This is a genomic window from Mycolicibacterium llatzerense (assembly GCF_000878195.1).
Taxonomy (GTDB): Bacteria; Actinomycetota; Actinomycetes; order Mycobacteriales; family Mycobacteriaceae; genus Mycobacterium; species Mycobacterium llatzerense.
The window spans coordinates 30,135-51,108 of the sequence record NZ_JXST01000040.1 but is presented as its reverse complement, the minus strand read 5'-3'; the positions used below and the strand labels follow the sequence as shown (position 1 = coordinate 51,108).

The following is a 20,974-nucleotide window of genomic DNA, read 5'->3' as shown; positions in this document are numbered from 1 at the left end:
GGCGGATGTAGGGGGTGTCCATCGGGGTGTTTTTGGGCAGTTGGTGCAGCCAGCATCACCGGTTGCATCATGAGTGAACAATCAGGCGTTTACGTATTCCATTACTTGCATCGTCGTGTGTACACTGACGGCAAGTCCAACCAAACATAGGAGTTGTGATGAGCTTTATTTCTCTGGAACCCGAAGCCGTGATGGCCGCCTCGGGCATGGCGGCGGGCCTGTCCGGCGAGGCGGCCGCCCACGGCGGGCAGACCGCCGCGTCGGCGGCAGTGGTGCCCCCGGGCATTGAAGAAATTTCCGCCGCCAACGCCGCCAAGATCGCCGAATTCGCCAGCCAGGCATCGGCGGTGCTGGAAGCGGGGGCCGCCTTCCACGCCGAACATGGTGTGGCCCTGGGCCTTTCGTCGGCGGTCACCGACCTGACCGACGCCCTCAACTACGCGATCATCGGCGACATCGTCTGATACCGGTCGATGAAAAAGGTTAAGGCGCAACGATGACTGCTCCAGGTTCATGGGGAGCCCTCCCTCCGGAAGACAACAGTGCTGGTTTCTGGCTGGGTCCGGGCGCGGAGTCGTTCATCGCTGCCGCTGAAAACCTGGTGGCCGTGGCTTCGGGGCTGATCGCGAACCTGGGTGGTCAGGAGGCGGTCAACGCCGCACTGGCGGCCTCATGGCCGGACCCGACCGGGGAACTGGCGGTCCTGTCGAAGGTTCCGCTGATGCTGTGGCAGGCGATGGCGGCCGGGCAGATTTCTGAGGCCAGTGCCGCCATCCACGCCACAGCGTTGGCATTTGAGACCCTGAAAGCGGCCACTCCCACGCCCGGGGAGGTGTTGGAGAATCAGACGGAACACGGTGTGCTGCAGGCCAACAACTTCCTGGGCATGTTGACCCCGTTGATCGGGATCAACCGCGCCAACTACGGGCGGATGTGGGTCACGGCCGCCAGCAACAAATACGCCTACGCCGCCGCCTCGGCGACGGGCGTGCAGTCCATTCCTCCGCTTCCGCCGCCACCCCCGGCGACCCAAGGCGCGGCGTCCATGCCCTCGATGCCGACACCAAGTAGCAACAAAGCCGAAGACCTGGCCAGCAGCCCCGAACAGGCTCTCCAGGCCTTCATGGGTCCGCTGCAGCAGGTCGGGTCGATGGGCAGCCAATTGGGTGGCGGAGGACCGTTGAGCAGTATCGGGCAGATGGGGCAGTCGGCGTTCGGCCCGTTGACGCAGATGCTGCAAACCGGCATGGGCGGCAATACCACCGACGCCTTGGCGTCGTCGATGTCGGCGGATTGGCTCTCGGCCACGCCCGGTGCCGGCGGCCCTGTGGCGGCCAACCTGGTCTCCGGGCTGGGCGGCGCCGGCGGGGGAGGCGGAGGTGGTTTGGGTGGTCTGAGTGCATTTCGGGGGCCGGCCGGCTTTGCGTCGGCTCCGACCATCAACGCCGCCACGGCCAATCCGGAGGCGACGGTATCGCGTCTCACTGAGGCGCGCATGGCTTCGGGGGCACCGGCGAGCACCGCGGGGATGGGCAGCAGCGGCGCGATGATGGGGCCGATGGCAGCTCGCGGTGGCGAGCAGGACAAACAGGACGCAGGCAAAGAGCGCCGCAGCACCCCGCTGGCGTCGCTGGCCTCGCTTTACCGTGCGCCAGCAACCGTGCCGGTCATTACCGGCGGTTCGGGGGCGGTTTTCCGGGGGGAGGAGGGCATCACACGGCCGTCGTGATGAACCGACGCACAAACCAGGCGGGTAACCGCACCGATCAACGATTCATCTACAGCTATGAAGGGACATATCAGACATGAGCGACTCCACCATTTTCGGTGATCTTGAAGGCATCGGCCGGGATTCCGGCTCACTTCAGGAAATCTCGGACGAGCAGGCCTCGATCATGAACGCGCTGGGCGCCTCGATGGAGACTCTGTCCACCGCGATGAAAGGCGGCGCCGGCAAGGCCATGCAGATGGTCGGCGAGCAGCTGCAGCACCAGGGGCAGCAGTTCAGCACCACGTTCGCCGACCACTCTCAGAAGATGAGCAACAACGGCCACATCTTGAGCACGGCCGACGACGACGGCGCGTCGATGATCAGCGGCATCAGCAACCTGATCGTCTAGCCCGACCCGCTCGCTACCCAGAACAACCAACACACACGTTCATCGAAAGGACATTCCCGTGCTGATTCATTACGCAACACCGGCGATCGCCGAAGTCGCCGCCCAGATTGGCCATGCCGCCGACCGGACCGAGCAGAACCACCAGCGCAGCATCGCAACGGTGCAGGCCAACGCCGACAACTTCGGCGGCGCCGGTAGCGCGGCGTTCAACGCCGCGATCACCGCGGTCAACCAGAAGTACGCGCAGTCCCAGGCGACCATCCAGCAGGCGGGCAAGGTGCTGATGCAGGCCAACGAGGAGATGACCCACGCCGACCAGAAGTCGGCAGGTCAGTACGTTTAACTGACCTGCTGGTCGATTCACCTGCGGCCCGGCGAAGGGCTGGATACGCCGGAAACGGCCACTTCCAGTTTCCTTTGCCGGGCCGTTGCGTGAACACGGCCGGGACCACGCCAGGACAGCACAGAGAAAGCAGCCGCACGATGACGCGCCCACCGACTTTCATCAAGCGACAGGCCGCCGCTCCGCGCGGCCCACGGCCGATCACCGCCATTGAGACCACGTGCGAAGGCACGTGGTTGCTGCAGGCGTTGTGCGGAATCGAGCACCTTCCACCGTCGATGCTGTTGCGTCCCTACGTTTCTGCTTCAGGCCGGCCCACGTGGCACCCAGGCATTCCGATTCTTCGCGAGGCCGGCGCGATCACCGAGGACGACGAGGTGCATCCGACCGTGGCGCGGTGGCTGGAAATCCTCAGCGCCCCCGACATCGCCTTGGTGGTCGATGTGCGCCGCCCCGGCGTCGAATGCCTCCGGATGGTGATCGCGCGGCGCGACGGTAAGCATGCGGCGATTTCCCGTGGCGGCCCCGGTAACGCTGACAACGTCACGATCGAGGAAGTCGGCTCGGTGCCATCGATGCGTGTGTTGTTCGAGCGGATCATGGATCTGTGCGACCGGGGGTTCGGCCCGGTCGCCCCTGCCGCCTTCGCCCCGGTCACCGTGCGCACCGCGGCGCTACTGGATGGCTTGAACAAGATCGTGCAGGGCGACCACACCCCGGCTGCGGCGCTCGGGTCGATGGACCTGACCCCCGAACAGCGGCGCATCCTGACGCTGGCCGCCGATGAACCGCTGATGGAGGTGGGTTTCGCGTTGCAGGTGCACGATGCCCGGGGTGATCACTTCGCACTGGCATCGGTCGCGGTCACCGACACCACCGAGGGCCGCATTGTCACCGGACCCGTCGTCGGGGAGGACCGGACGTGGTGGACCCAGATTGTGCCTGGTACCGCAGATGCCGGCGGGAGCGCGCTGCGTGCCCTGCTGGCGACAGTGGGGACCACCTGGGAGGGCCACTCGCGGTACAAGTAAACACACAATTCATGTGTTTACGTACTGCCTCTATTGCTTCAATTGTGTTATTTTGACGGTATGGATATTGGGGGTGTCCGGGCCACCGGCTCTGGCACGAAACTTGTGGGAGAGCCAGTGAGCCAGAGCAACGATGACGATTTCCTCTCGCGGTATGTCGGGGACGAATCGTCGGCACCGCAGGGCGGGGAACAGGAACCCGACGCGGAATCAGTCCAACCGAACCCCTTGGGCCTGTCGGCCGATCCTGAGGGCACCAACATTCTCGACCGGGCGACGCACGCGCGGGTGCTGCGCGAGGCCGAAGAACTGGCCGCCCAAGAACTGGCCGCCCAGACGCCCGGGGGCGCCGACGCGCCCTGGCCTGGGCGCAGTGCCGACGAACCGACGACCATCGGCGGGTTTCCCCCGATCAGCACGCCGCGACACGGGCAGCCCGAACCCGAGCATGGCCGGCACACTCAACCTCCGCAGGCGCCGCAGCACCAGCCCGCGCCACCCCAGCCCGCGCCGCCGCAACACCCCGGCCTGAACCGTCCCGTCCCCCGGGAGCAGGCCCCTGCTGCCCCGCAATGGCCGGCGCCGCAGTGGCAGCAGGGCCCGCCCCCGCCGCCGCAACCGGGTGGACAACCCGGTTTTGCGCAGCCGCCGTTCGGGCCCGCTGGTGTGGGCGCCCGCCGCGACGATGAGTTGTTGGACGATTCGGCAAAGTCTGTGGGCCGCACGCGAGCGGAGATTCACGAAAGCAACGTCGTTGCGCCGTACAAGCCGGTACCACAGACCGGGTGGCGCAAAGGTCTCTACAAGGCCACCCGGATCAACCTCGGCCTGTCGGCGAGCGAAGCGCATTGGAATGACCTGAAACGGCGGCTCAAGGTGAACCTGCGGGGCCGCTACGTCATCGCGGTCATGCAGGAGAAGGGTGGGGTCACCAAGACCACGACGTCGGCCATCATCGGCGCCGTCCTGGCGCAGTACCGCGACGAGAAAGTCGTGGCCATCGACGCAAATCCGGCCTCGGGCAACCTGGCCGAGCGGATCGATGAACCGTCCACCGAGTCCTGGCGGGGTCTCAACAACGACCAGCACCTCGTCAACTACAGCGATTTCCGCAACTACCTGGGCAAAGACTCGCACTCGGGGCTGGAGGTGCTCGGCTCGGATTCCGGCCCCGTGCCGATGTCGGGCACGGATCTGTACGAGGCGTGGGGCAGGCTGCAGAAGCTGTATCCGATCGCGATCGTCGACTGCGGTACCCAGCACCTGGATGATGTGACGCGAGCCATTTTGGACTATCTGCCGGTCGATGCGCTGGTGGTGCCCTCCACGACGTCGCTGGACTCGGCCAAAGCGGCCAGCCGCACCTTGAACTGGCTGATGGAGCACGGCTATCCGCACCTGGTCCGTGAGGCCGTGGTGATCGTGAGCAACACCAAAAAGGTTGACGCCGGCGCACAGGTCAAGCAACTGCACAAGGACTTCGAACGTGTCGTACGTTCAGTTCACACTGTCGGTTTCGATCCGCATCTGAGCGATGCGGTGGCCATCGACATCAGTCGGCTCCAGCCGCAGACGTGGCAGGCGTACGTCGAAGCGGCGGCATCGCTGGCCGATGGTTTCACCCGAGCCGCCGAACGCACCCCCCAGCAACCCCAGCACCCCCAGCAGCCGGTGCAACCGCCGCGGGCGCCGCAGCCGCCCACACCCGGCGGCCCGTGGCAGGGTCCGGGGCCACACGCCGGTCCCGGACAATGGAACGGCGGAGCCCAAGGTCCATGGCAGGGCGGCGGTCAGGGCCACGGCGGTGGCCAGTGGCCAGCTGACGGTCGCTGGCAGGGCGGTCAGCCCCGATGACCGCGACATCCGAACGCGCCGGAACCAAACCCAGCGCCCATGTCAGATTGCGCGAGCAGGTCCGCGTCGCGGTGCTGTACGGCGGACGGCAAACCGACCTGGTGCTCCCGGCAACCGAAGTGGTAGCCACCGTCGTCAGCGAAGCGCTGCGACAGGTCATCGACCAGGCCGACGAGCTGCGTCCGCGTGACGATCAGGACATGATCACCCCCGGCAAGGTGGTGCTCAAGCGCGTCGGCGGCGCAGCCTTGGCACGCGGCGAATCGCTGCGTGAACAGGGCGTTACCGACGGCACCCTGCTCATCCTCGACGTCGAAGACGCCGAAGTTTCCTTCACGCCGGTCATTGAGAACGCGTCCTCGGCCATCGCCGACATCAATGCGCGACGCTTCAAATCGGTCACGCCACAGACGGCCACCACGGTGGCGGCGGTCACGGCGGCGATCGGAGCGGCGCTCGTCTCGGCGTTGTTGGTGCGGGTGTGGGCGTTGGCTCATGCGGTCGGGGTGTACTGGCCGCTGGTCCCGCCGGTTGCCTGCGCGACGATCGCGGTGCTGCTGGTGGCCGGGGGCGCGATCGCCTGGTGGCGCCAGCACCTCACGGTGGTCGCCAACGGGTTGTGGGCCGGGGCATTGGTGACTGCGGGCGCAGCGGGATACACCGCCGTTCCCGGCCCGGCTGGGGCGTGGAATGTCGTGTTCGCGGCAGCGCTGACCGCAGTGCTGGCGGTGGCCTTATGGGTTCTGGGGCCGGCTCCGGCGGCCCTGCTGTGCTGGCTGGCAATGGTGTCGATCGGTGCGGGCCTGATGAGTCTGTTGCATGCGCTCGGCGTACCGATGATCTACCTGTGGACCGGTGCCCTGGTGGCAGCGCTGGTGGTGCTCAAGAAGGTCGAAGCGCTGTCGGCCATGCTGGCACGGGTGCCGATGCCGTCGTTCCCCACGGTGACGGGCAAGCTCACCTTCGATGATGCGGACGAGATGGCATCTGAGGCGCTGGTGGCGGCAGAAACGGAAGGAACGCCGAGCGTTGACGAACTCAGTCGCGCGCAGGTCGCCGCGAACGGTTATCTGCAGGCGATCGTCGCCGCCATCGCTCCCTTCTTCGTACTCGGCGCTGCCGGCGCGGTATCACCGGGGCAGGGCCGTTGGATATGGGCTACGGGCTTCGTGCTTGGGATTGCGCTGATTCTGGTCTTCGGCGGCCGAGCACTGGACGACCGGGCAGCTGCGGTCACCGTCGTGGGCACGGCGTTGGCGATGAGTGCTGCCTTGGGCGTGAAATATGCACTGTCCAGCCATAATCCGGCGGTCAGCTTGATCGTCGCCGGATTGGTCGCCGCGCTCGGCCTGTCAGCGCTGGTGGTTGCCGCTGTCGTGCCGCGGCGCGCGTTCTCGGCGCCGGTACGCAAGGGCATCGAATGGTTCGAGTACGCGTTGCAGGCCGCGGTGTGGCCGCTGTTGCTGTGGCTGCTGAACATCTACGCGCTCGCCAGGAACTGGGCATGAGCGGCCGGCGTTGCGGCCAGGCGCTGGCCATTGCGGGGGTCAGTGCGCTGGTGATGGTCAGCCCGTTGGTGACCGGTACCGCCGCGGCGGTCAACCCGCCGGTCGTTGACCCGGGGGCGGTACCCAGTCCCGATCCGGTCGGCCCGGCTGAACCGCTGCAGCAGAGAAAGCAATGCACCCCCACAGGGGTGCTGCCCAATTCCGACCTCGGAGCGCCGACCGCATCCCAGGCGTTCATGGACATCCCCGCCTTGTGGCGCTCCGCCGGGCGGGGCGCTGGGCAGACCATCGCGATGATCGACACCGGAGTCAACGTCGCGCCCGGACCGCCGGGTGCGCCGCCCCGGTTGGCGCACGTCCACGGCGGCGGCGATTACGTCGACCCGGCGGCAAATGGGTTGCAGGACTGCGACTCTCACGGCACCGTGGTGGCCAGTATCTTGGGCGCCCAGCCATCCCAGACCGACGGTCTGGTCGGTGTGGCACCGGACGCCGACATCATCTCGATCCGGCAGTCGTCCGAAGCGTTCGTGCCCGCCAACCCGACCTCGGCCGATGTCGAGAACGACCGCCGGGCGGGAACAGTGTCCTCGCTGGCGAAAGCGGTTGTGCTGGCTGCGAATTCGGGCGCCAAGGTGCTCAACATGAGCATCGTGGCATGCATCCCGGTCCTCAAGCCGGTCGATCAAACCACGCTGGGCGCAGCGATCCGGTACGCCGCCGTCGAGAAAGATATGGTCATCGTCGCGGCCGCGGGCAACCTGGCCAACCAAGGCTGCGCGCAGAATCCCGACATCGATGCCACCAGCACGAAGGATCCCCGCAACTGGGCGCGGGTGGTCACCATCTCAACGCCGTCGTGGTTTTCGCAGTATGTGCTCTCGGTGTCTGCGACCGACGGCAGCGGTCAGCCCGCTGTCGATCAGCAGGGCCGTGAAATCAGCCTGGCCGGCCCGTGGGTCGGCGTCGCAGCGCCCGGCACCTTCGTCGAAGGACTCGACGGTAAGGGCGCGGTGATCAATGGGACGTTCGATGAGCAGGCGGGGGTGCTCAAGGCCATCAACGGCACCAGCTTCGCCGCACCGTACGTCAGCGGCGTGGCCGCACTCATCCGCGCCAAATACCCCAATTTGACTGCCGCCCAAGTGATCGCGCGCATCGAAGCGACCGCGCACTCCCCAGCGGCAGCACCACAGGACGTGGCCGGCGGCGCCGTGGTGGACAACCGGATGGGCTACGGGGCGATCGACGCACTCGCCGCCATCAACGATGACGTCCCGGTGGGGCCGCCCACACCGGCCGAACACCTGACTCGGCCGCTGCATCCACCGCCACCACCGCCACCGCCGGATCGACGGCCGATGATCGTCGCGCTCGCCGGCTCCAGTATCGCCGTCGCCGTCCTGGTGGCCGCGTTCTTCGCTAGCCGTGTGATGAGGGAGCGCCGACAGTGACCATGCCGAGAGTGGACGTGACCGACCTGAGCACCCTCGATGCTGAGGACCTCAACGACGACCAGCCCGGGCACCGGCTGCCCCGATGGCAGCTGCGGCTGCCGATTCGCCGCGCCATCATCGCCGAGGTGCTCGCCACGGTTCTGGCCGCCCCCTTGGTGGCTGTCGCACCGTGGTGGGCACTGATCCCGATCGCACTGCTGGTCCTCGTGATTGCCGCACTCAACTACCGGGGCGCCACTGCGATCGAATGGGCGGCGCGGGCCTGGCGGCTGCATCGCAACCGCCGCAGCGCGCGGCGCCGCGAATCCCGCGCAACAGTCCCCACGCCGTTCGCGACTGAGTTGCCCAGCGTCGGGGCAAGCGCCCTGACCTGGGATGGCCAGTACGCAATCGCGATGATCGCCCTGCACGGCCGTCCCTACGCGCCCACAGTGCTGGTGTCCGAAGGCGCGGACTCCCGCGATACCGTCCCGCTGGAATTGTGCGGCGAGCTGCTCGAGCAGTTCGGGGGACTCGAGCTGGAGTCGGTGGATGTGCTCAGCGACGGTGCCCGCACCGCGCCCGATGGGCGCTTCACCGCACGGTACGACGAGATGGTCAGCGACCGCTCGGCCGTCGGTTCCCGGCGGACCTGGCTGGTGCTGCGCCTGCGCCCCACCGGCTGCCTGGACGCTCTGCGCTACCGCGGCGACGTCGGTGAAGCCATCGCCGCCGCAACCGAACGCATCCGGCAAGCCGTCGTCCGATCTGGATGCCGCGCAACCACCTGCAGCGTCGAACAGATCACCGCCACGACCACGGCACTGCTCGGCGGCCGGGAGCTGTCCGCCTATGAGGAAGGGTGGACCGATTTGAAGCTGGGCAACGACTATGTCACGCCGTATCAGATGTCCGGCGCGGACCTGAGCACCCGCGTCCTCAATGACCTCTGGACCATCCGGTCAACCAAAACCGTTGTGCTGGTGCGGATCACGCGCGATAAGCAGACCGGTGAGCTCCTCGTCGGCGCGTTGGTGCGCATCCACACCAGCGCACCGCAAACCCATCCACCGCTCTCGACACTCAAGACGGTACCGGGGCAGGCATTCGAGGCGCTGGCCGCGACCCTGCCGATGGGGGACCGATCCATGAGCCTTCCGCTGTCGACCCGGCCCCTGGGCGCGCCGCTGGCCGTCCAGGTCGGCCCGACCGGGTTCCTGCACGGCATGGCCGAACTCTCGGGTGTGCCACTGCTGATGTCGTGGACCGATCCGGTCAAGTTTCTCCGCGTCGCGGTCGCCGCCGACCTCGACGTCGTGCAAGCGCTGGTGCTGCGCGCGACGTCGGCGGGCTGCACCGCCGAGATTCACACCGAGCGGCCGGGGCTGTGGCGGCCGATCTGCGATGACTTGCGTATCGCCATGGCCCGGGGCCAGGAACGGTCCGCGACCGCCACCCTCATCGTGGCCGACGGAGCCGAGCCTCAGCGGGTGCTGCGCGAAAGCGGCGAACGCGGACACTCCCTGGTCACGGTCCTGCCGGTCGGTGAAGCGCTGCCCTCGGATTCGGACATTCGCATCCGTCAGATCGGCGCCAACCGGATTGCCATCGACACTCCCGCACGATCGCGGCCTATTGAGCTGGGCATCATGCGCCCCCGCAACGAAGCCCACATCCTGTCCCACCTGCGCGTACAAACCAACGGGAGTCCCGGCCGATGAGTCCTCGGAGCATTCAAGCACTACGCGCAGGGGTCAAGGCCTTGACCACCAATCCCCGCAAGGCGCTGGAAGTGCTGCGCCTGGCCACCGAAGACGATCCTGGAATGGCAGACGCTTGGCTGGCGCGGATGGCCGCCGGCGACTGGTCGGTCGGCACGGTGTGCAAGCTCGCCGAGACCAGCGACCGGCTGGGCTCGGATCTGCGCATCAGCGGCGCCGGCGTCACCCTTGGGCAGTTGGATGTGACGTTCAGCGTCGAATACGTGACCTGGGCCATCAGCGATGTCACCACGGCGCGGCTGGCCTATGTCAGCCTTCTGCTCACAGACCGCAAGTTCGACGAAGCCAGCCGAGTGCTGGCCGGGCTGCGCACCGACCCGCGGGTCCAGTTCACCCGTGCTGTCCTGATGCAGATGACCGAACGCTGGCCGGACGTGCTCACCGCCCTGGCCGGGCGTGAAGCCTGGACGCACGATGACGTGCTGTCACGGTCGAGTGCCCTGTTGGAAGCCAAAGCAGCCGCGCACCTTGGCAAGTTCGACCGGGCCAGCGCCGCGGTGGACGCCGCCACCGATTCGCCCTTCCCTCTCAACACCGCGGTCCACGAAGACCCGGTGGCACGTGACGGCACCTATCTGCGGGCCATGATCGCCCGAGCACAAGGCGATGAGGACACCGCCCGCACGATTCTGGGCGATGTGCTGCTGCGCTGGCCGGATTACGAACTGGCGCGTACCGCCCTTGCGGACCCGACGTTCGGCATCTCCGTCGTCGATCAGGCCACCATCGAAACCCGCGACGATCCCTGGGACCCGGCTACCGGGCGCACCCCCCAGCAGCGGCAAGACGACAAGGACGCGGCCGACGCCCGCGCACAGCTCGCCGAAGCCCAAGCGACGTTGGACCGCATGGTCGGCCTTGATGACGTCAAGAACCAGGTTCGCATGCTCAAAGCGAACACGCTGGCGCGAATCGTGCGGGAACGCAAGAACTTACGCAACCCGGTGATCAGTAACCACCTGCTCATGACCGGTCCGCCCGGAGTGGGCAAGACCGAGACATCCAAGGCGATCGCGAAGACGCTCTGCGGGCTCGGTGTGCTGCCAACCTCGAAAGTCGAAGAGACGAGCAAGGAGAAGCTGGCGGGGCCACACGTCGGTGATGTCGAGTTCCAGACCAGCACGATGCTTGAGAAAGCGCTCGGCGGCGTGGTGCTGTTCGACGAGTTCCATGAGCTCTTGCACGGTGGGTTCGCCGGCGGCGACCCGATCGGCCAGGCCATCATCGGTGCGATCGTCCCGTGGATGGAAAACAACAGGGACAAGGCGGTTTTGATTGCCGCGGGCTACCCGGCGGCGGTCCAAAAAGTCATCGACTACAACCGCGGATTTCAGGGCCGGTTCTCCACAACCATCCGGTTCGAGACGTATCCGCCCGATGTCCTGCTGGAGATCACCGCGTCGATCATCAAGCACGGCGACAGCACCGTTCATCCAGGCGCCCTAGCCCGCGTCCTGATGGAGCCATTCACCAAGTTGTACAACAAGATCACCATCACCGAGGACGGCGACACCATCCGGGGAATCGACGAGCTCAACAACGGTCGATTCGCCCGCAACATCGTCGAACGCGCCATCACCATCCGGAACCTGCGCATGATGGACAGTTTCGGCCTCGACGCTGTCGACATGGCCGATCCGGACATCGGGTCCGATATCCCGGACGACGCGGTCACCCTCATCACCGAAGACGACTTGGCCGACGGCCTGTACGCGACCCTGCCGGCCGAGTACAAGAACTTCATCTAGGAGCAGACAGTGGGCCGCATCGAATCCAGCGCGTACGGTGCTGGCTCTCCGACATATGAGAACGCAGATCTGCAAAGGCAGCAGCTTGAGGGACGGTTGCAGGTCGCTCGGGGAGTGGCTACTCGCTACGTGGCGGCTGGCGATAGCGACCGCGCCGCGAAGTGGAATCGAACCGCCGACGAATTACTCGACCGACTGCTCGAAGTGCGCGGCCGGTAACTGCCGGGCCACGTCCCGCACGTCGCCTCGGCGACCGTGCACCTCAAGGCTGGACGTTACGCAGGAGTGTTGCGGGTGTGGTGTTCGGCGGTAGCGGCGTCAAAGCGCGGGCCGCGCACAAATGGTGCACGGTTACCTGGTGTTCGCGGTTTCCAGTGGGAATATCGACGGTAACCAGCGCCAGCCAGCTGCCCCGGGCGGATTTAACCCATCCGTGGACGAGGCCGGTGACCTCGCAGCTGACGTCCAGTCCGTCGAGTTTCGTCCACATTGGCACGGTATCGAGTCGGAACGCGTCATCGGGCGCGGGAATCATTCGGGTGAGGTCGATCAGGACCCGTCGTGGCGGGCTCACGGCCCTCCGGACGCTGGGAGCCAGCGAACCCGCCCAACTATCGAACATAGGTACGAATGGTATTGGTCGGGAGACGGCCCTGTCTATCGGCGCACCACGTCGTCGACTACACGCGCGGGCCGTCCAAGTCGACGACAGCGACCGGGGGCGGATCGTCGGGAAGGTCGCTGGCGGGGTCAGCCAGGCGCCACGACGCGGACAGCCCGCCCGCGTGAGCCGGGTACCACTCGATGATGCCGAGCGCGGCGAGTCGGCGTAGCTGTGGATATGCCTGGGCGTACCAGCATTGACCCGGGCAGTCGTTCCCGAACTTGCAGTCACGGGGGAGTGAGGCAGGAATGTGTTGCGGGGCGTCGTTTTCCCGGCGGTAACGGTGGTTGCAGCCGAACTTGGTTCGCAGTCGTTGCTGGATGTCGTTGGTGATCAGGGTGTTTGGGTATGCGTCGGCGAGGACGGCGAGTAGTCGTGTGCGCACACCCCGCGTTACCGGCAGGCAGTTGGACAGCACGTCGTCGTTGCGGTCCATGCGTTCCCCGCTCCTGTTTCGGTTCAATGGTTCTGGCGTGAATGGGTTGTGGCAGAACGTCTTTGGGCGAACGCGCGGTTCGTGTTTTGTCTACAGCCCGATGGAGTTATCCGCGCTGAGCGCATGGAGGGTTCGCTGCTCGCGCGTCTGGAGGTAGTTGCGCAGCCAGGCTTGGTCCTCAGGGCTTAGCCCGGAGGCTTCCTCGTCGGTGTGGATGCTGTCCGCACCGCAGGTGTTGGCCCGCCCGTCCAGTGCCAAGCCGGCGCTCAGGAAGAACCTCGCGGCTACCACTTCGCGGCGGATCGCGGCGGGGTCGAGCAGCGTGGTGGCGGCGCTGTCGATGGCTGCTTGGGCGTACTGGGTTCGGCGAAGGTCGTCGCCGTCGCGGAGCGCGTCTTGCGCGGCGGCGATGTCCAAGCGGGCCTCGTCGAGCGCTTCACGAGCAGTGGTGGTGGGTTCGACAGTCATGGTGTCCTCCACGGCGGTAAATCAATCAATTCTGCGTAAACATTAGCATGTTTACGGGTTGTGTTACCTGCTTCTCTCTGACATCATGAAGTGATGAACACACCACGCGCGGGCGCCGAGGATTCCAGCGCTCTCGCGCAGGGAGCTCCTGGTGTTGATTCGAATAGCACTGTGCCAGTTCGAATTCAGTTTCTGTCACGGGCGTACCGACCTTTGGCTGCGGATGCCGGGCGGCCGCTTCGACCCCGCGTGAACAACCCTGGATTGCAGCGTCGACGTGAACAGCTGCGGCCAGGCGGTAGCGCTCGATCACTCTCCTCAGCGAGGCGACAGCGATGACCGTGTGCACCGTGCCGCACGCCGCACCCGCGGCGCGCTCGGTGCACCAGACCATCTTGACCCGCGACGGTGTATCCCTGTCCGTACATGACAGCGGCCCAGTTGATGCCGAACACACTGTCGCGCTTCTGCACGGCCTGTGCCAGGGCGCCGGCAGTTGGCAGGTGATCGAGAAGGCGCTGCACGAACTGCTCGGCGGCGCGGTGCGGGTCATCCGATACGACCACCGTGGTCACGGCGACTCTAGCTGCGCGCCCATGAGCACGTATCACGTCGATCAGCTCGCCGACGACTTCACCGATGTGCTCATGGCGCTGCGGGTGAGCGGCTCTCTCACGGTCGCCGGACACTCGCTGGGTGGCATGGCGGCGATGTCGTACAGCGCGCGATCGGTTGATCGACAGCCTGTGCGCCCGCAGGGGCTGGTCTTGGTGGCCACCGCTGCGGGCAGACTGTGCGATCGCGGATTGGGGCGGTTGTTGTCCACTCCTGCACCGGATTTCCTGTCCGCGTTGGTGGCGCACACCCCCGCTTACGCGGCTGAGCACGCGGTGCGAGCGCTTGCACGGCCGGTCTGCGAGCTGGTCGGGCTGTGCCGGGGATGCGCTCGCGCCGAGCGACGTGTGCTGTGCGCGATGTGCAGTGCGGCGCTGTCGACGACGGCGCTGAGCACCGCTGCGGGGTTCCTGCCGCATCTGCGCCGGTTCGACCAGCGTGCTGTCCTGGGCAATATTGGTGCCGCCACCACCATCTTGAGCGGCGCCGCGGACACCGTGACACCCGCAGCGCATGCGTACGAGATGGCCAGCGCGATTCCCGGTGCCCGGCATCGTCAGTTCCACGGCGCTGGGCACATGCTCTTGCACGAGCGCCCCATGCCGGTCGCGGACGAAATCGCAGCTGTCGTGCGGTCGCTGCGCACTGTCGTGAGCGGGGTTGGCGCGTGACTATGGCCCTTGCTGAGCGTCCCCGAGCTGATGCTCAGGTACCTAACGCGGCGCCCCGCACGCCAACAGCGTCGCCGCGCGGGGTGAGTGTTGAGGACGTGTTCGCTGGCGGGGTGAACGGGGCGGTGCGTGATGCGCTGTACCAGTGGTATGAGCAGCGCGGCCTCACCGTGGATGTGTTCGGCCCCTTCACTTTTGAGGCGGTCGCTTATGCGCGGAGGGTGGCCGGCATCGCCACGGGCGGCGAACACCTGCCCGCTGATGAGGCTTACCGCCGCGGCCTGTGCGTGGAGTGCGCCGCCGTGCCCTACAGCCCTGGCATGCTGCGCTGTGAAGTCTGCCATCGCCGATGCATCAACCGGCGAGGTGAGCGCTGATGAGCGCCATTATCAGCACTCCCACCGAAAAACGGTGGCTGCGTACACTTCTCAGTGGACGACCGCACCAGGTTATCCGCTCCGAGCGGGGCGTGTATCTGCACCGATACTTCCTCGTGCCGAGGAATCGTTGGCATAACTTGTATCGCTTCGTTGGCTCCGATGATGCACCTGCCTTGCATTCGCACCCGTGGAGCTTCGCAACGCTGATCGTTTCAGGGTCCTACACCGAGGTCACCGAGCACGGTGCGCGTTGGCGCGGCCCGGGGAGCCTGGCGTTTCGACGTGCCGGTCACCGCCACCGCGTACAGCTTCTTCGCGACGACACCGGCCGAGAGCAGACGTGCCTGACCATCGTTTTGACCGGTCGCCGCACCCAGGCATGGGGTTTCTTCTGTCCCCGGCGTGACGGAACGTGGCGGTTCATTCCGTGGCAGAACTTCGGCGCGGGCGGGTGCGGAGAGTACTCCAACGCCACCGACGGGCAACTCGGCGACACCAAAAGCCGACCAAACCAAGGGATTTGACGATGACAGCTCTGATGACGACGGCGATCGATGAAACGGTCTTTCGATACGTGCGCCCGCTGCGCGGCGACGAACACGGCGACCTGTTGGGGATCTGGTTCGGACACGACATCCTGTTCCTGACGCGGCGCACGCCAGGCTGGGCGCTGCTCGATGCGCACAACCAGGTGTGGGGCTGGCATCGGCGAGAATCAGCCTGGGCAACCGCCACTGCCGCCTTCGACTGCTTCATCGCCGATCCGGTGCTGCGTGATCGTTTGGCGGCAGACGGATTTCATGTCATCGCCGACCACGGGCCGCTGCTGGAAGAGTTCATCCGCGCGAACCCGAGCTATGGGCTGCCGCCCCTGGCCAGCGGCCCCACCGGGCGCCCTTCGGAGCCGATCCTGCCCAACTGGGGGCACCTTCTCGATCTGGCCCAGCACGCGGTCCGCGGCGCAGACGGCCGATACGGCGTGTCGGTGGTAGAGGATCTGCTGCTCGCGGACAGTCGGGGCTTCACGCGGCCGGCAGTCTTCGACCCCTCGGTGATGCGGCGGTGGCTGGCCAGTGAGGACGCACCCGCCGCGCTGAGCGCGATGCGCGCCGCCGCTGGGCGCCAGAACAGCCCCCGCACAGCAAGTGAGGCATTCGCGCTGCTGGACCCCGCAGGGTGCAGCAGCTCTCCCGGCCAAGACCACGTCCTCGACGTCCACCTGTCCGATGCCTGCGGCGACGGCGACTGGCTGATCGGCACCTGCGGGCGGTGCTGGCACCCGATCGTCGAGCACGAACACCCAGACCTGACGGTCACCACCTGGAGCCTGTTCAGCGATCTGCGCTGAGACCCCCGTTCCTTCCCTCCCATAGGAGTTCGCGATGACCGCCGACATCGAACAAACGATCATGAACATCGAAGCCCCGAAAGCGGTCTACGCCTTATGCACCTTCCGGATCGACATCGAGAAGTGGGCTCTACTGCCCGTGGAGGCGGCACCGACCCAGTCGCCGTGGAAGGCGTGCGAGGCGTGGATGGTCTGCGATGACGCGTTTGACTGCGAGCGTCCTTCCTGGTGGTGCACCTGCGGCGTGCGCGGGTACGACAGCCTGAGCAGGTTGCGCGCCGCACACCGGCAGGCCGACACGATCGTGGCCGTGATGCGGTACGACCCCACGACCTCGCTGAACGACGACAACGAGGTGCGCGCGGCCGACGCCACCCTCGTCGCCTACTGGATCAGCCCGGACCTGCCGCTGCGTGCTCAGGCGGCGGCAGTCGTGGGCGACCTCACCGCGCACATGTGCATCGAATACGACGACCTGGACAGGATGCTGGCGCGCTACAACATCATCGAATGGCGGGAAGCGGCAACCGATCCCGACGACGAGTTCCGGACCGTCGGCGCCGCAGACGGTGTCTCTCCCGTACCTCGGTGGGCGGGCATGCTCGGCATGAGCCGGGCCGTACGGACCGCTCGGGCGCTGCGATCCTGGACAGCCGTCATCGGGCGCCCGCTGCTCGAATCATTCTCTGCCGCTGTCCATTACGCCACCAAGACCACTCGGACGATCTTGATGACGATGGTCAGCGCCTGGTGTGCCGTCTTCATGCACGTCTACACCCACACGCACCTCACCCCAGTGGCGTTCATCGATCCAGTGCTGTTGGCCGGCCACAGGCTGATCGGCGCCATCCTCGAGCCGCCGGTGATGCTGCTGGTGATGTCAGTGCTGGGGCTGCTCGCACTGCTCGAGGCCGTGCGTCGGGCGCGGCCACTGCCGCGTCTTGCCGATCCGATCGCCTGGGCGATGACCGTGGTCCTCCCATTCGTGTACCTGTTCGGCGAGAAGACCGTGCTCGTTATCGGCATGCTGGTCGTCCTCGCGACGGCCAATGGAACACCGGAACCCTCCCAACTGGGGTGGTGCTTGGTCGCGATGTTCGTCCTGATCATCGTGGCGCGCAGCGCAACACCGTTCTCCGTCATCTATGGCCACCTGCGCGCACTGCGGGCGCAGTCATCCTGGGGGGCGTCGGCGGATGTATAAGGAGCCCCAGACACCGTATCTCGGCTTCATGCGCCGCCAAGTCAACGGGCGCGACCAGCTCTATGTACCGCGCACGGCCGCGCACTGCCTCATCTCCGCACCGACCGAGACAGGTAAAACCCGCCGCCTTCTCGCCCCGGCTATCTCGTTGTGGGGCGGGCCGGCGCTGGTCGTGAACAGTAAAGACGACATCATCGACTTGGTGATGCAGTGCCGGCACGGGCCGACCGCCGTGATCGACTTCCGGCCCATCGCCAACCCGACCTACCCGGCCGGGGTTCAGTCGATGATCTACGACCCGACCACCACCATTGAAACGCCGCTAGAGGCGCTGACCATCGCTGAAAACATCATGCAGATGGCCACTGTCGGCATGGGTAGCGGCGCTGACCAAGTCTCCGACGGGGGAGTGTGGGAGTCACAGGCCTCCGGCCCGCTGGCCGCCTTCCTCTACGCGGCATCGCCCAACGGTAACGGCATGGGCATGGACTGGGTACTCAAGGCCGTCGACAATATGGACACCACCGAGAAGGGCGCCACCGAACCGGGGTGGTTGCAAGCGGCGGCCCTGTGTCACCAGTATGAAGTGCTCGCCATCGGGATGACAAAAATCCTGAACATGGAAGCGCGGCAGCGTGATTCGGTGGCGATCACGATGCGCAAGGCGATCACCCCCTGGTTGCGCATGAGCCTGAACATTGCCATGGGTAGCGACATCCCGTGGACATTTGATCCCGCGTTCCTTGATCACCCACAAGCGACCGTGTTTATCCTCGCGCCCGCCGACGGCACCGTGGCCGGCGCCGCGGTGACCATGCTCGAATCTCTCTACCGACGCTGGCGAGAAAAGACCGCGCAGCGGGAGCAGATGCACCGGCTCCTCATCGCGATCGACGAGCTACCCAACACCGCGCCGCTGCCGAGTCTGCGCCGCATTATCGGGGAAGGTCGCGGGCTGGGGGTCAATGTACTGGCCTGCGTGCAGGACTCAGAACAGCTCGACACTGTCTATGGCCCGGTGTACGCCAATGAGCTCCGCAAGATATTTCCGGCGAACATCATCATGTTCGGCGCACATGAAGAAAAGCTGCTCACCGGCCCCGAAAGCTGGTCTGGCCTCACCTTCCGCCGATCGGAGAGCTTCGGGCAGGCGGACGGTCACCGCAGCCTCAATAGCGACTTCGGTGCAGGGTTGCGATGGCAGGAGCTGCTGCCTCCCGACCGCGAACACGCCCGACTGATTATTCGCGGCGGTCTCGGGCACTGCGTCGAGATTCCCGATTGGAGCCGGTTCCGGGTCCTATACGACCAGGCGAGCGCCGCCGCGCTCCGACGAGCTGGCCGGGCGCCGCTGGTGCCAGCAGAGTCCACCCGACCCGGCCGAGAGATCAGCCGCATGAACCGATTACGGCAATTCATTGTCGGTGAATGACCGGCGGCACAACCTATCCGATCATCACAACGAAAGATCAACCGTTGAAGAATCTCACCCGAGCCGCCCTCGCCACCGCCATGACCATCACCGTCGCCGGGTGCAGCCAGCTACCCATCCCCGGCCTGACTGGCTCCAGCACAACGGGAATCACCGACGGGCCGTACACCCTGATCCAGGAGCCCCAGGCCGGCTACAGCACCATCAGTTCACACATCGACGGCGCCAAAAAGTCGGTCCGCGTCGTCATCTACCAACTGGCGGACGACACCATTGAGAAATCGCTCGAGAGCGCCAAAACCCGGGGTGCCGACGTCAAGGTGTTGCTGGACAGCGCATTTCACGGACAGCAAGTGAACCAACCGGCCTACACGCGGCTGCGAGCCGCCGGAGTTGACGTCAAATGGGCACCAGCGGGCACCATCGTGCATCAGAAGTCGGTCGTGATCGACGACGACACCGCCATCATCAGCACCGCGAACTTCGACGCGAAATACTACCCAACCGGACGCGACGCCATGATTCTTTCCACTGTGCCCGAACAGGTCTCGGCAGTCGCCGCGACATTCGACGCGGACTACGCCATCACCGACACCGGCCGCCTATCACAAGCCATTGCCGCACCCGGCCTGATCTGGTCGCCCGCCGCCCGGGCCGAATACATCCGCACCATCAACTCCGCGCACGACGTGCTGAACGTGACCAGCGAAGAGCTAAAAGACCACGCTGCCGCGATTTCCATCGCTCAGGCCGCTCTGTCGGCGTCCCGTGCAAAATCGTGCTCAACGCCGACGATGCGGACACGCCCGCCGTCACTCAAGTCAAGGACGCGGGCTGTGCCGTACGCGTCCTGCCCACGTCGCCCAAGGCTCTGTATATGCACGAAAAAATCGTCCTGACAGACGATTCCCTCATCATCGGCAGCCAGAACCTATCCACCAAGAGCCTGACCGAAAACCGGGAGCTGTCCATCCGGCTCGACAAAGCCGCTGCCCCGAACATTGTTGCGGCAGTGCAGAACCAATTCGCCGTCGACTTCGACAAAGCCACGCCAGCGTGAGAACAAGGAGATCATCATGCCCACCGTTGAACCAGCCGCCATAGGAACCGACGACACCGCGCCGAACGTCGTCGCCGGGCGTAATCACGGAGCAGCAGCATGAGCACCACCCTGGCCGCGCCCACGTTCCGCGCCGCGCTCGACGCTGGGCTCTGCTGGCTCTATGCCACCGAGCAACCCGCCACCGCTCTCGTTGAACGCTGCGGCGTCCGGATCATCAGCGGAGACCGGATCGTGCGCTTCCTCCCCGTGGGCATGGAGGGACACCCGCTGATCGTCCTCGATGCCCGCATTCCACGATGGAGGCCACGTCCGACAGAGTGCGGTATCGGCACCCTGCCTGAATGCGAATTAGCCGCTGTTGCTGGACAATTGCGCGAACTCGGTGTCGCATCGAGCCGCTGGCACTACCACAGCACCACGGGCACGATCGTGCTATCAGTCTCCGCTCACCCGTCACTGCGCGCCGCCATCGAACGATTCAGCGCCGGCTGCCCATGGCACCACAGCCAAGTGTGCGATGCGCCGATCAGCGCCGGTGGGCAGGGATGCCCCTGGCATACCGATGGTCACAATGCGGCGGTGTGGCCATCGGTCGCCGCCGACGTCATCGATCCCGCCCGCACCATCTCCCTCCTGCCGTCTAAGTGAGCGACCATGAGCCACCTGCCTGCCACGGCGCTCCTGATCGCCGACGACGACCCCGAGTTTGACGAAGACATCCCCACCATCTCGCCTCCGCACCGCAGCGGCCGGGCCGCCGGGTCAAACAGCACCCACCCAAAGGCGATAAACAACAGCCAATCGCACCACGGAGAACGTATGTCTCAGAACAACTCTGCATCGGGCACGTGCCACGCACGCGGCTGCGACAC

General features: G+C 66.0%; 20 protein-coding genes and 1 pseudogene. 19 read left to right on the top strand and 2 right to left on the bottom strand.

Annotated features, from left to right (window positions below; all coding sequences use genetic code 11):
* Window positions 1-158: 158 nt before the first annotated feature.
* The 10 genes from TL10_RS23510 (at window position 159) to TL10_RS23465 (ending at window position 11,821) form a co-directional block, all read left to right on the top strand.
* A complete protein-coding gene (locus tag TL10_RS23510) occupies window positions 159-464 on the top strand; it encodes a PE domain-containing protein (protein ID WP_043987575.1) in 306 nt (101 codons plus the stop codon).
* Window positions 465-496: 32 nt separating this feature from the next.
* Complete coding sequence (locus TL10_RS23505; protein ID WP_043987574.1) at window positions 497-1,729, top strand: PPE domain-containing protein; 1,233 nt, start codon at window positions 497-499, stop codon at window positions 1,727-1,729.
* A gap of 76 nt (window positions 1,730-1,805) precedes the next feature.
* A complete protein-coding gene (locus TL10_RS23500; RefSeq protein ID WP_043987573.1) occupies window positions 1,806-2,120 on the top strand; it encodes a hypothetical protein in 315 nt (104 codons plus the stop codon).
* A 58-nt stretch (window positions 2,121-2,178) separates the two neighbouring features.
* Entirely contained in the window at window positions 2,179-2,463 is a 285-nt protein-coding gene (locus TL10_RS23495; RefSeq protein ID WP_043987572.1) for a WXG100 family type VII secretion target, read from the top strand.
* Between the two features lie 140 nt (window positions 2,464-2,603).
* Window positions 2,604-3,494 carry an ESX secretion-associated protein EspG gene (locus TL10_RS23490; RefSeq protein ID WP_043987571.1) on the top strand — a complete coding sequence of 297 codons (891 nt, stop codon included), beginning with the start codon at window positions 2,604-2,606 and terminating at the stop codon, window positions 3,492-3,494.
* A 117-nt stretch (window positions 3,495-3,611) separates the two neighbouring features.
* Window positions 3,612-5,348, top strand: coding sequence for a MinD/ParA family ATP-binding protein (locus TL10_RS31025; RefSeq protein ID WP_234711525.1), 1,737 nt, complete (start codon window positions 3,612-3,614; stop codon window positions 5,346-5,348).
* The gene (gene eccD, locus TL10_RS23480) at window positions 5,345-6,856 is read left to right on the top strand and encodes a type VII secretion integral membrane protein EccD (RefSeq protein ID WP_043987570.1); all 1,512 of its coding nucleotides are present in this window, start codon (window positions 5,345-5,347) and stop codon (window positions 6,854-6,856) included. Before TL10_RS31025 ends, eccD begins: the two co-directional genes overlap by 4 nt.
* Entirely contained in the window at window positions 6,853-8,310 is a 1,458-nt protein-coding gene (gene mycP, locus TL10_RS23475) for a type VII secretion-associated serine protease mycosin (protein ID WP_043987569.1), read from the top strand. The genes eccD and mycP overlap by 4 nt, the downstream gene beginning before the upstream one ends.
* Before the next feature lie 2 nt (window positions 8,311-8,312).
* A complete protein-coding gene (gene eccE, locus TL10_RS23470; RefSeq protein ID WP_052506520.1) occupies window positions 8,313-10,013 on the top strand; it encodes a type VII secretion protein EccE in 1,701 nt (566 codons plus the stop codon).
* Window positions 10,010-11,821, top strand: coding sequence for an AAA family ATPase (locus TL10_RS23465; protein WP_043987568.1), 1,812 nt, complete (start codon window positions 10,010-10,012; stop codon window positions 11,819-11,821). Before eccE ends, TL10_RS23465 begins: the two co-directional genes overlap by 4 nt.
* Before the next feature lie 680 nt (window positions 11,822-12,501).
* Here TL10_RS23465 and TL10_RS23460 read toward each other — a convergent pair.
* Complete coding sequence (locus tag TL10_RS23460) at window positions 12,502-12,921, bottom strand: hypothetical protein (protein WP_043987567.1); 420 nt, start codon at window positions 12,919-12,921, stop codon at window positions 12,502-12,504.
* 90 nt (window positions 12,922-13,011) lie between these two features.
* A complete protein-coding gene (locus TL10_RS23455; protein WP_131630793.1) occupies window positions 13,012-13,389 on the bottom strand; it encodes a hypothetical protein in 378 nt (125 codons plus the stop codon).
* A 335-nt stretch (window positions 13,390-13,724) separates the two neighbouring features.
* Here TL10_RS23455 and TL10_RS23450 point away from each other — a divergent pair, with 335 nt between their 5' ends.
* From TL10_RS23450 to TL10_RS23410, 9 genes and pseudogenes are all read left to right on the top strand, one after another.
* The gene (locus TL10_RS23450; RefSeq protein WP_043987565.1) at window positions 13,725-14,675 is read left to right on the top strand and encodes an alpha/beta fold hydrolase; all 951 of its coding nucleotides are present in this window, start codon (window positions 13,725-13,727) and stop codon (window positions 14,673-14,675) included.
* 83 nt (window positions 14,676-14,758) lie between these two features.
* Window positions 14,759-15,052, top strand: coding sequence for a hypothetical protein (locus tag TL10_RS23445; protein WP_043987564.1), 294 nt, complete (start codon window positions 14,759-14,761; stop codon window positions 15,050-15,052).
* Window positions 15,052-15,579 carry a hypothetical protein gene (locus tag TL10_RS23440; RefSeq protein ID WP_043987563.1) on the top strand — a complete coding sequence of 176 codons (528 nt, stop codon included), beginning with the start codon at window positions 15,052-15,054 and terminating at the stop codon, window positions 15,577-15,579. Before TL10_RS23445 ends, TL10_RS23440 begins: the two co-directional genes overlap by 1 nt.
* Window positions 15,580-15,581: 2 nt before the next feature.
* Complete coding sequence (locus tag TL10_RS23435) at window positions 15,582-16,403, top strand: hypothetical protein (protein WP_043987562.1); 822 nt, start codon at window positions 15,582-15,584, stop codon at window positions 16,401-16,403.
* Window positions 16,404-16,437: 34 nt separating this feature from the next.
* A complete protein-coding gene (locus tag TL10_RS23430) occupies window positions 16,438-17,607 on the top strand; it encodes a hypothetical protein (protein ID WP_043987561.1) in 1,170 nt (389 codons plus the stop codon).
* On the top strand, window positions 17,600-19,039 hold the full coding sequence (locus TL10_RS23425) for a type IV secretory system conjugative DNA transfer family protein (protein WP_052506518.1): 1,440 nt from the start codon (window positions 17,600-17,602) through the stop codon (window positions 19,037-19,039). Before TL10_RS23430 ends, TL10_RS23425 begins: the two co-directional genes overlap by 8 nt.
* Window positions 19,036-19,605, top strand: a pseudogene (locus TL10_RS31775) (phospholipase D-like domain-containing protein); the annotation flags it as partial. The gene TL10_RS23425 and the pseudogene TL10_RS31775, both read left to right, overlap by 4 nt.
* A 212-nt stretch (window positions 19,606-19,817) precedes the next feature.
* The gene (locus tag TL10_RS32005) at window positions 19,818-20,099 is read left to right on the top strand and encodes a phospholipase D-like domain-containing protein (RefSeq protein ID WP_157850388.1); all 282 of its coding nucleotides are present in this window, start codon (window positions 19,818-19,820) and stop codon (window positions 20,097-20,099) included.
* A 99-nt stretch (window positions 20,100-20,198) separates the two neighbouring features.
* Window positions 20,199-20,750 (top strand): hypothetical protein, encoded by a 552-nt coding sequence (locus TL10_RS23410; protein WP_043987558.1) that lies wholly within the window; start codon window positions 20,199-20,201, stop codon window positions 20,748-20,750.
* The last annotated feature ends 224 nt before the right edge of the window (window positions 20,751-20,974 follow it).

Coding starts and splice junctions, on each gene's coding strand:
- eccD (WP_043987570.1), top strand. CDS start 5,345: ATGACCGCGACATCCGAACGCGCCGGAACCAAACCCAGCGCCCATGTC.
- mycP (WP_043987569.1), top strand. CDS start 6,853: ATGAGCGGCCGGCGTTGCGGCCAGGCGCTGGCCATTGCGGGGGTCAGT.
- TL10_RS23500 (WP_043987573.1), top strand. CDS start 1,806: ATGAGCGACTCCACCATTTTCGGTGATCTTGAAGGCATCGGCCGGGAT.
- TL10_RS23440 (WP_043987563.1), top strand. CDS start 15,052: ATGAGCGCCATTATCAGCACTCCCACCGAAAAACGGTGGCTGCGTACA.
- TL10_RS23490 (WP_043987571.1), top strand. CDS start 2,604: ATGACGCGCCCACCGACTTTCATCAAGCGACAGGCCGCCGCTCCGCGC.
- TL10_RS23460 (WP_043987567.1), bottom strand. CDS start 12,921: ATGGACCGCAACGACGACGTGCTGTCCAACTGCCTGCCGGTAACGCGG.
- TL10_RS23425 (WP_052506518.1), top strand. CDS start 17,600: ATGTATAAGGAGCCCCAGACACCGTATCTCGGCTTCATGCGCCGCCAA.
- TL10_RS23450 (WP_043987565.1), top strand. CDS start 13,725: ATGACCGTGTGCACCGTGCCGCACGCCGCACCCGCGGCGCGCTCGGTG.
- TL10_RS23410 (WP_043987558.1), top strand. CDS start 20,199: ATGAGCACCACCCTGGCCGCGCCCACGTTCCGCGCCGCGCTCGACGCT.
- TL10_RS23505 (WP_043987574.1), top strand. CDS start 497: ATGACTGCTCCAGGTTCATGGGGAGCCCTCCCTCCGGAAGACAACAGT.
- TL10_RS23455 (WP_131630793.1), bottom strand. CDS start 13,389: ATGACTGTCGAACCCACCACCACTGCTCGTGAAGCGCTCGACGAGGCC.
- TL10_RS23430 (WP_043987561.1), top strand. CDS start 16,438: ATGACCGCCGACATCGAACAAACGATCATGAACATCGAAGCCCCGAAA.
- eccE (WP_052506520.1), top strand. CDS start 8,313: ATGCCGAGAGTGGACGTGACCGACCTGAGCACCCTCGATGCTGAGGAC.
- TL10_RS23465 (WP_043987568.1), top strand. CDS start 10,010: ATGAGTCCTCGGAGCATTCAAGCACTACGCGCAGGGGTCAAGGCCTTG.
- TL10_RS23435 (WP_043987562.1), top strand. CDS start 15,582: ATGACAGCTCTGATGACGACGGCGATCGATGAAACGGTCTTTCGATAC.
- TL10_RS23510 (WP_043987575.1), top strand. CDS start 159: ATGAGCTTTATTTCTCTGGAACCCGAAGCCGTGATGGCCGCCTCGGGC.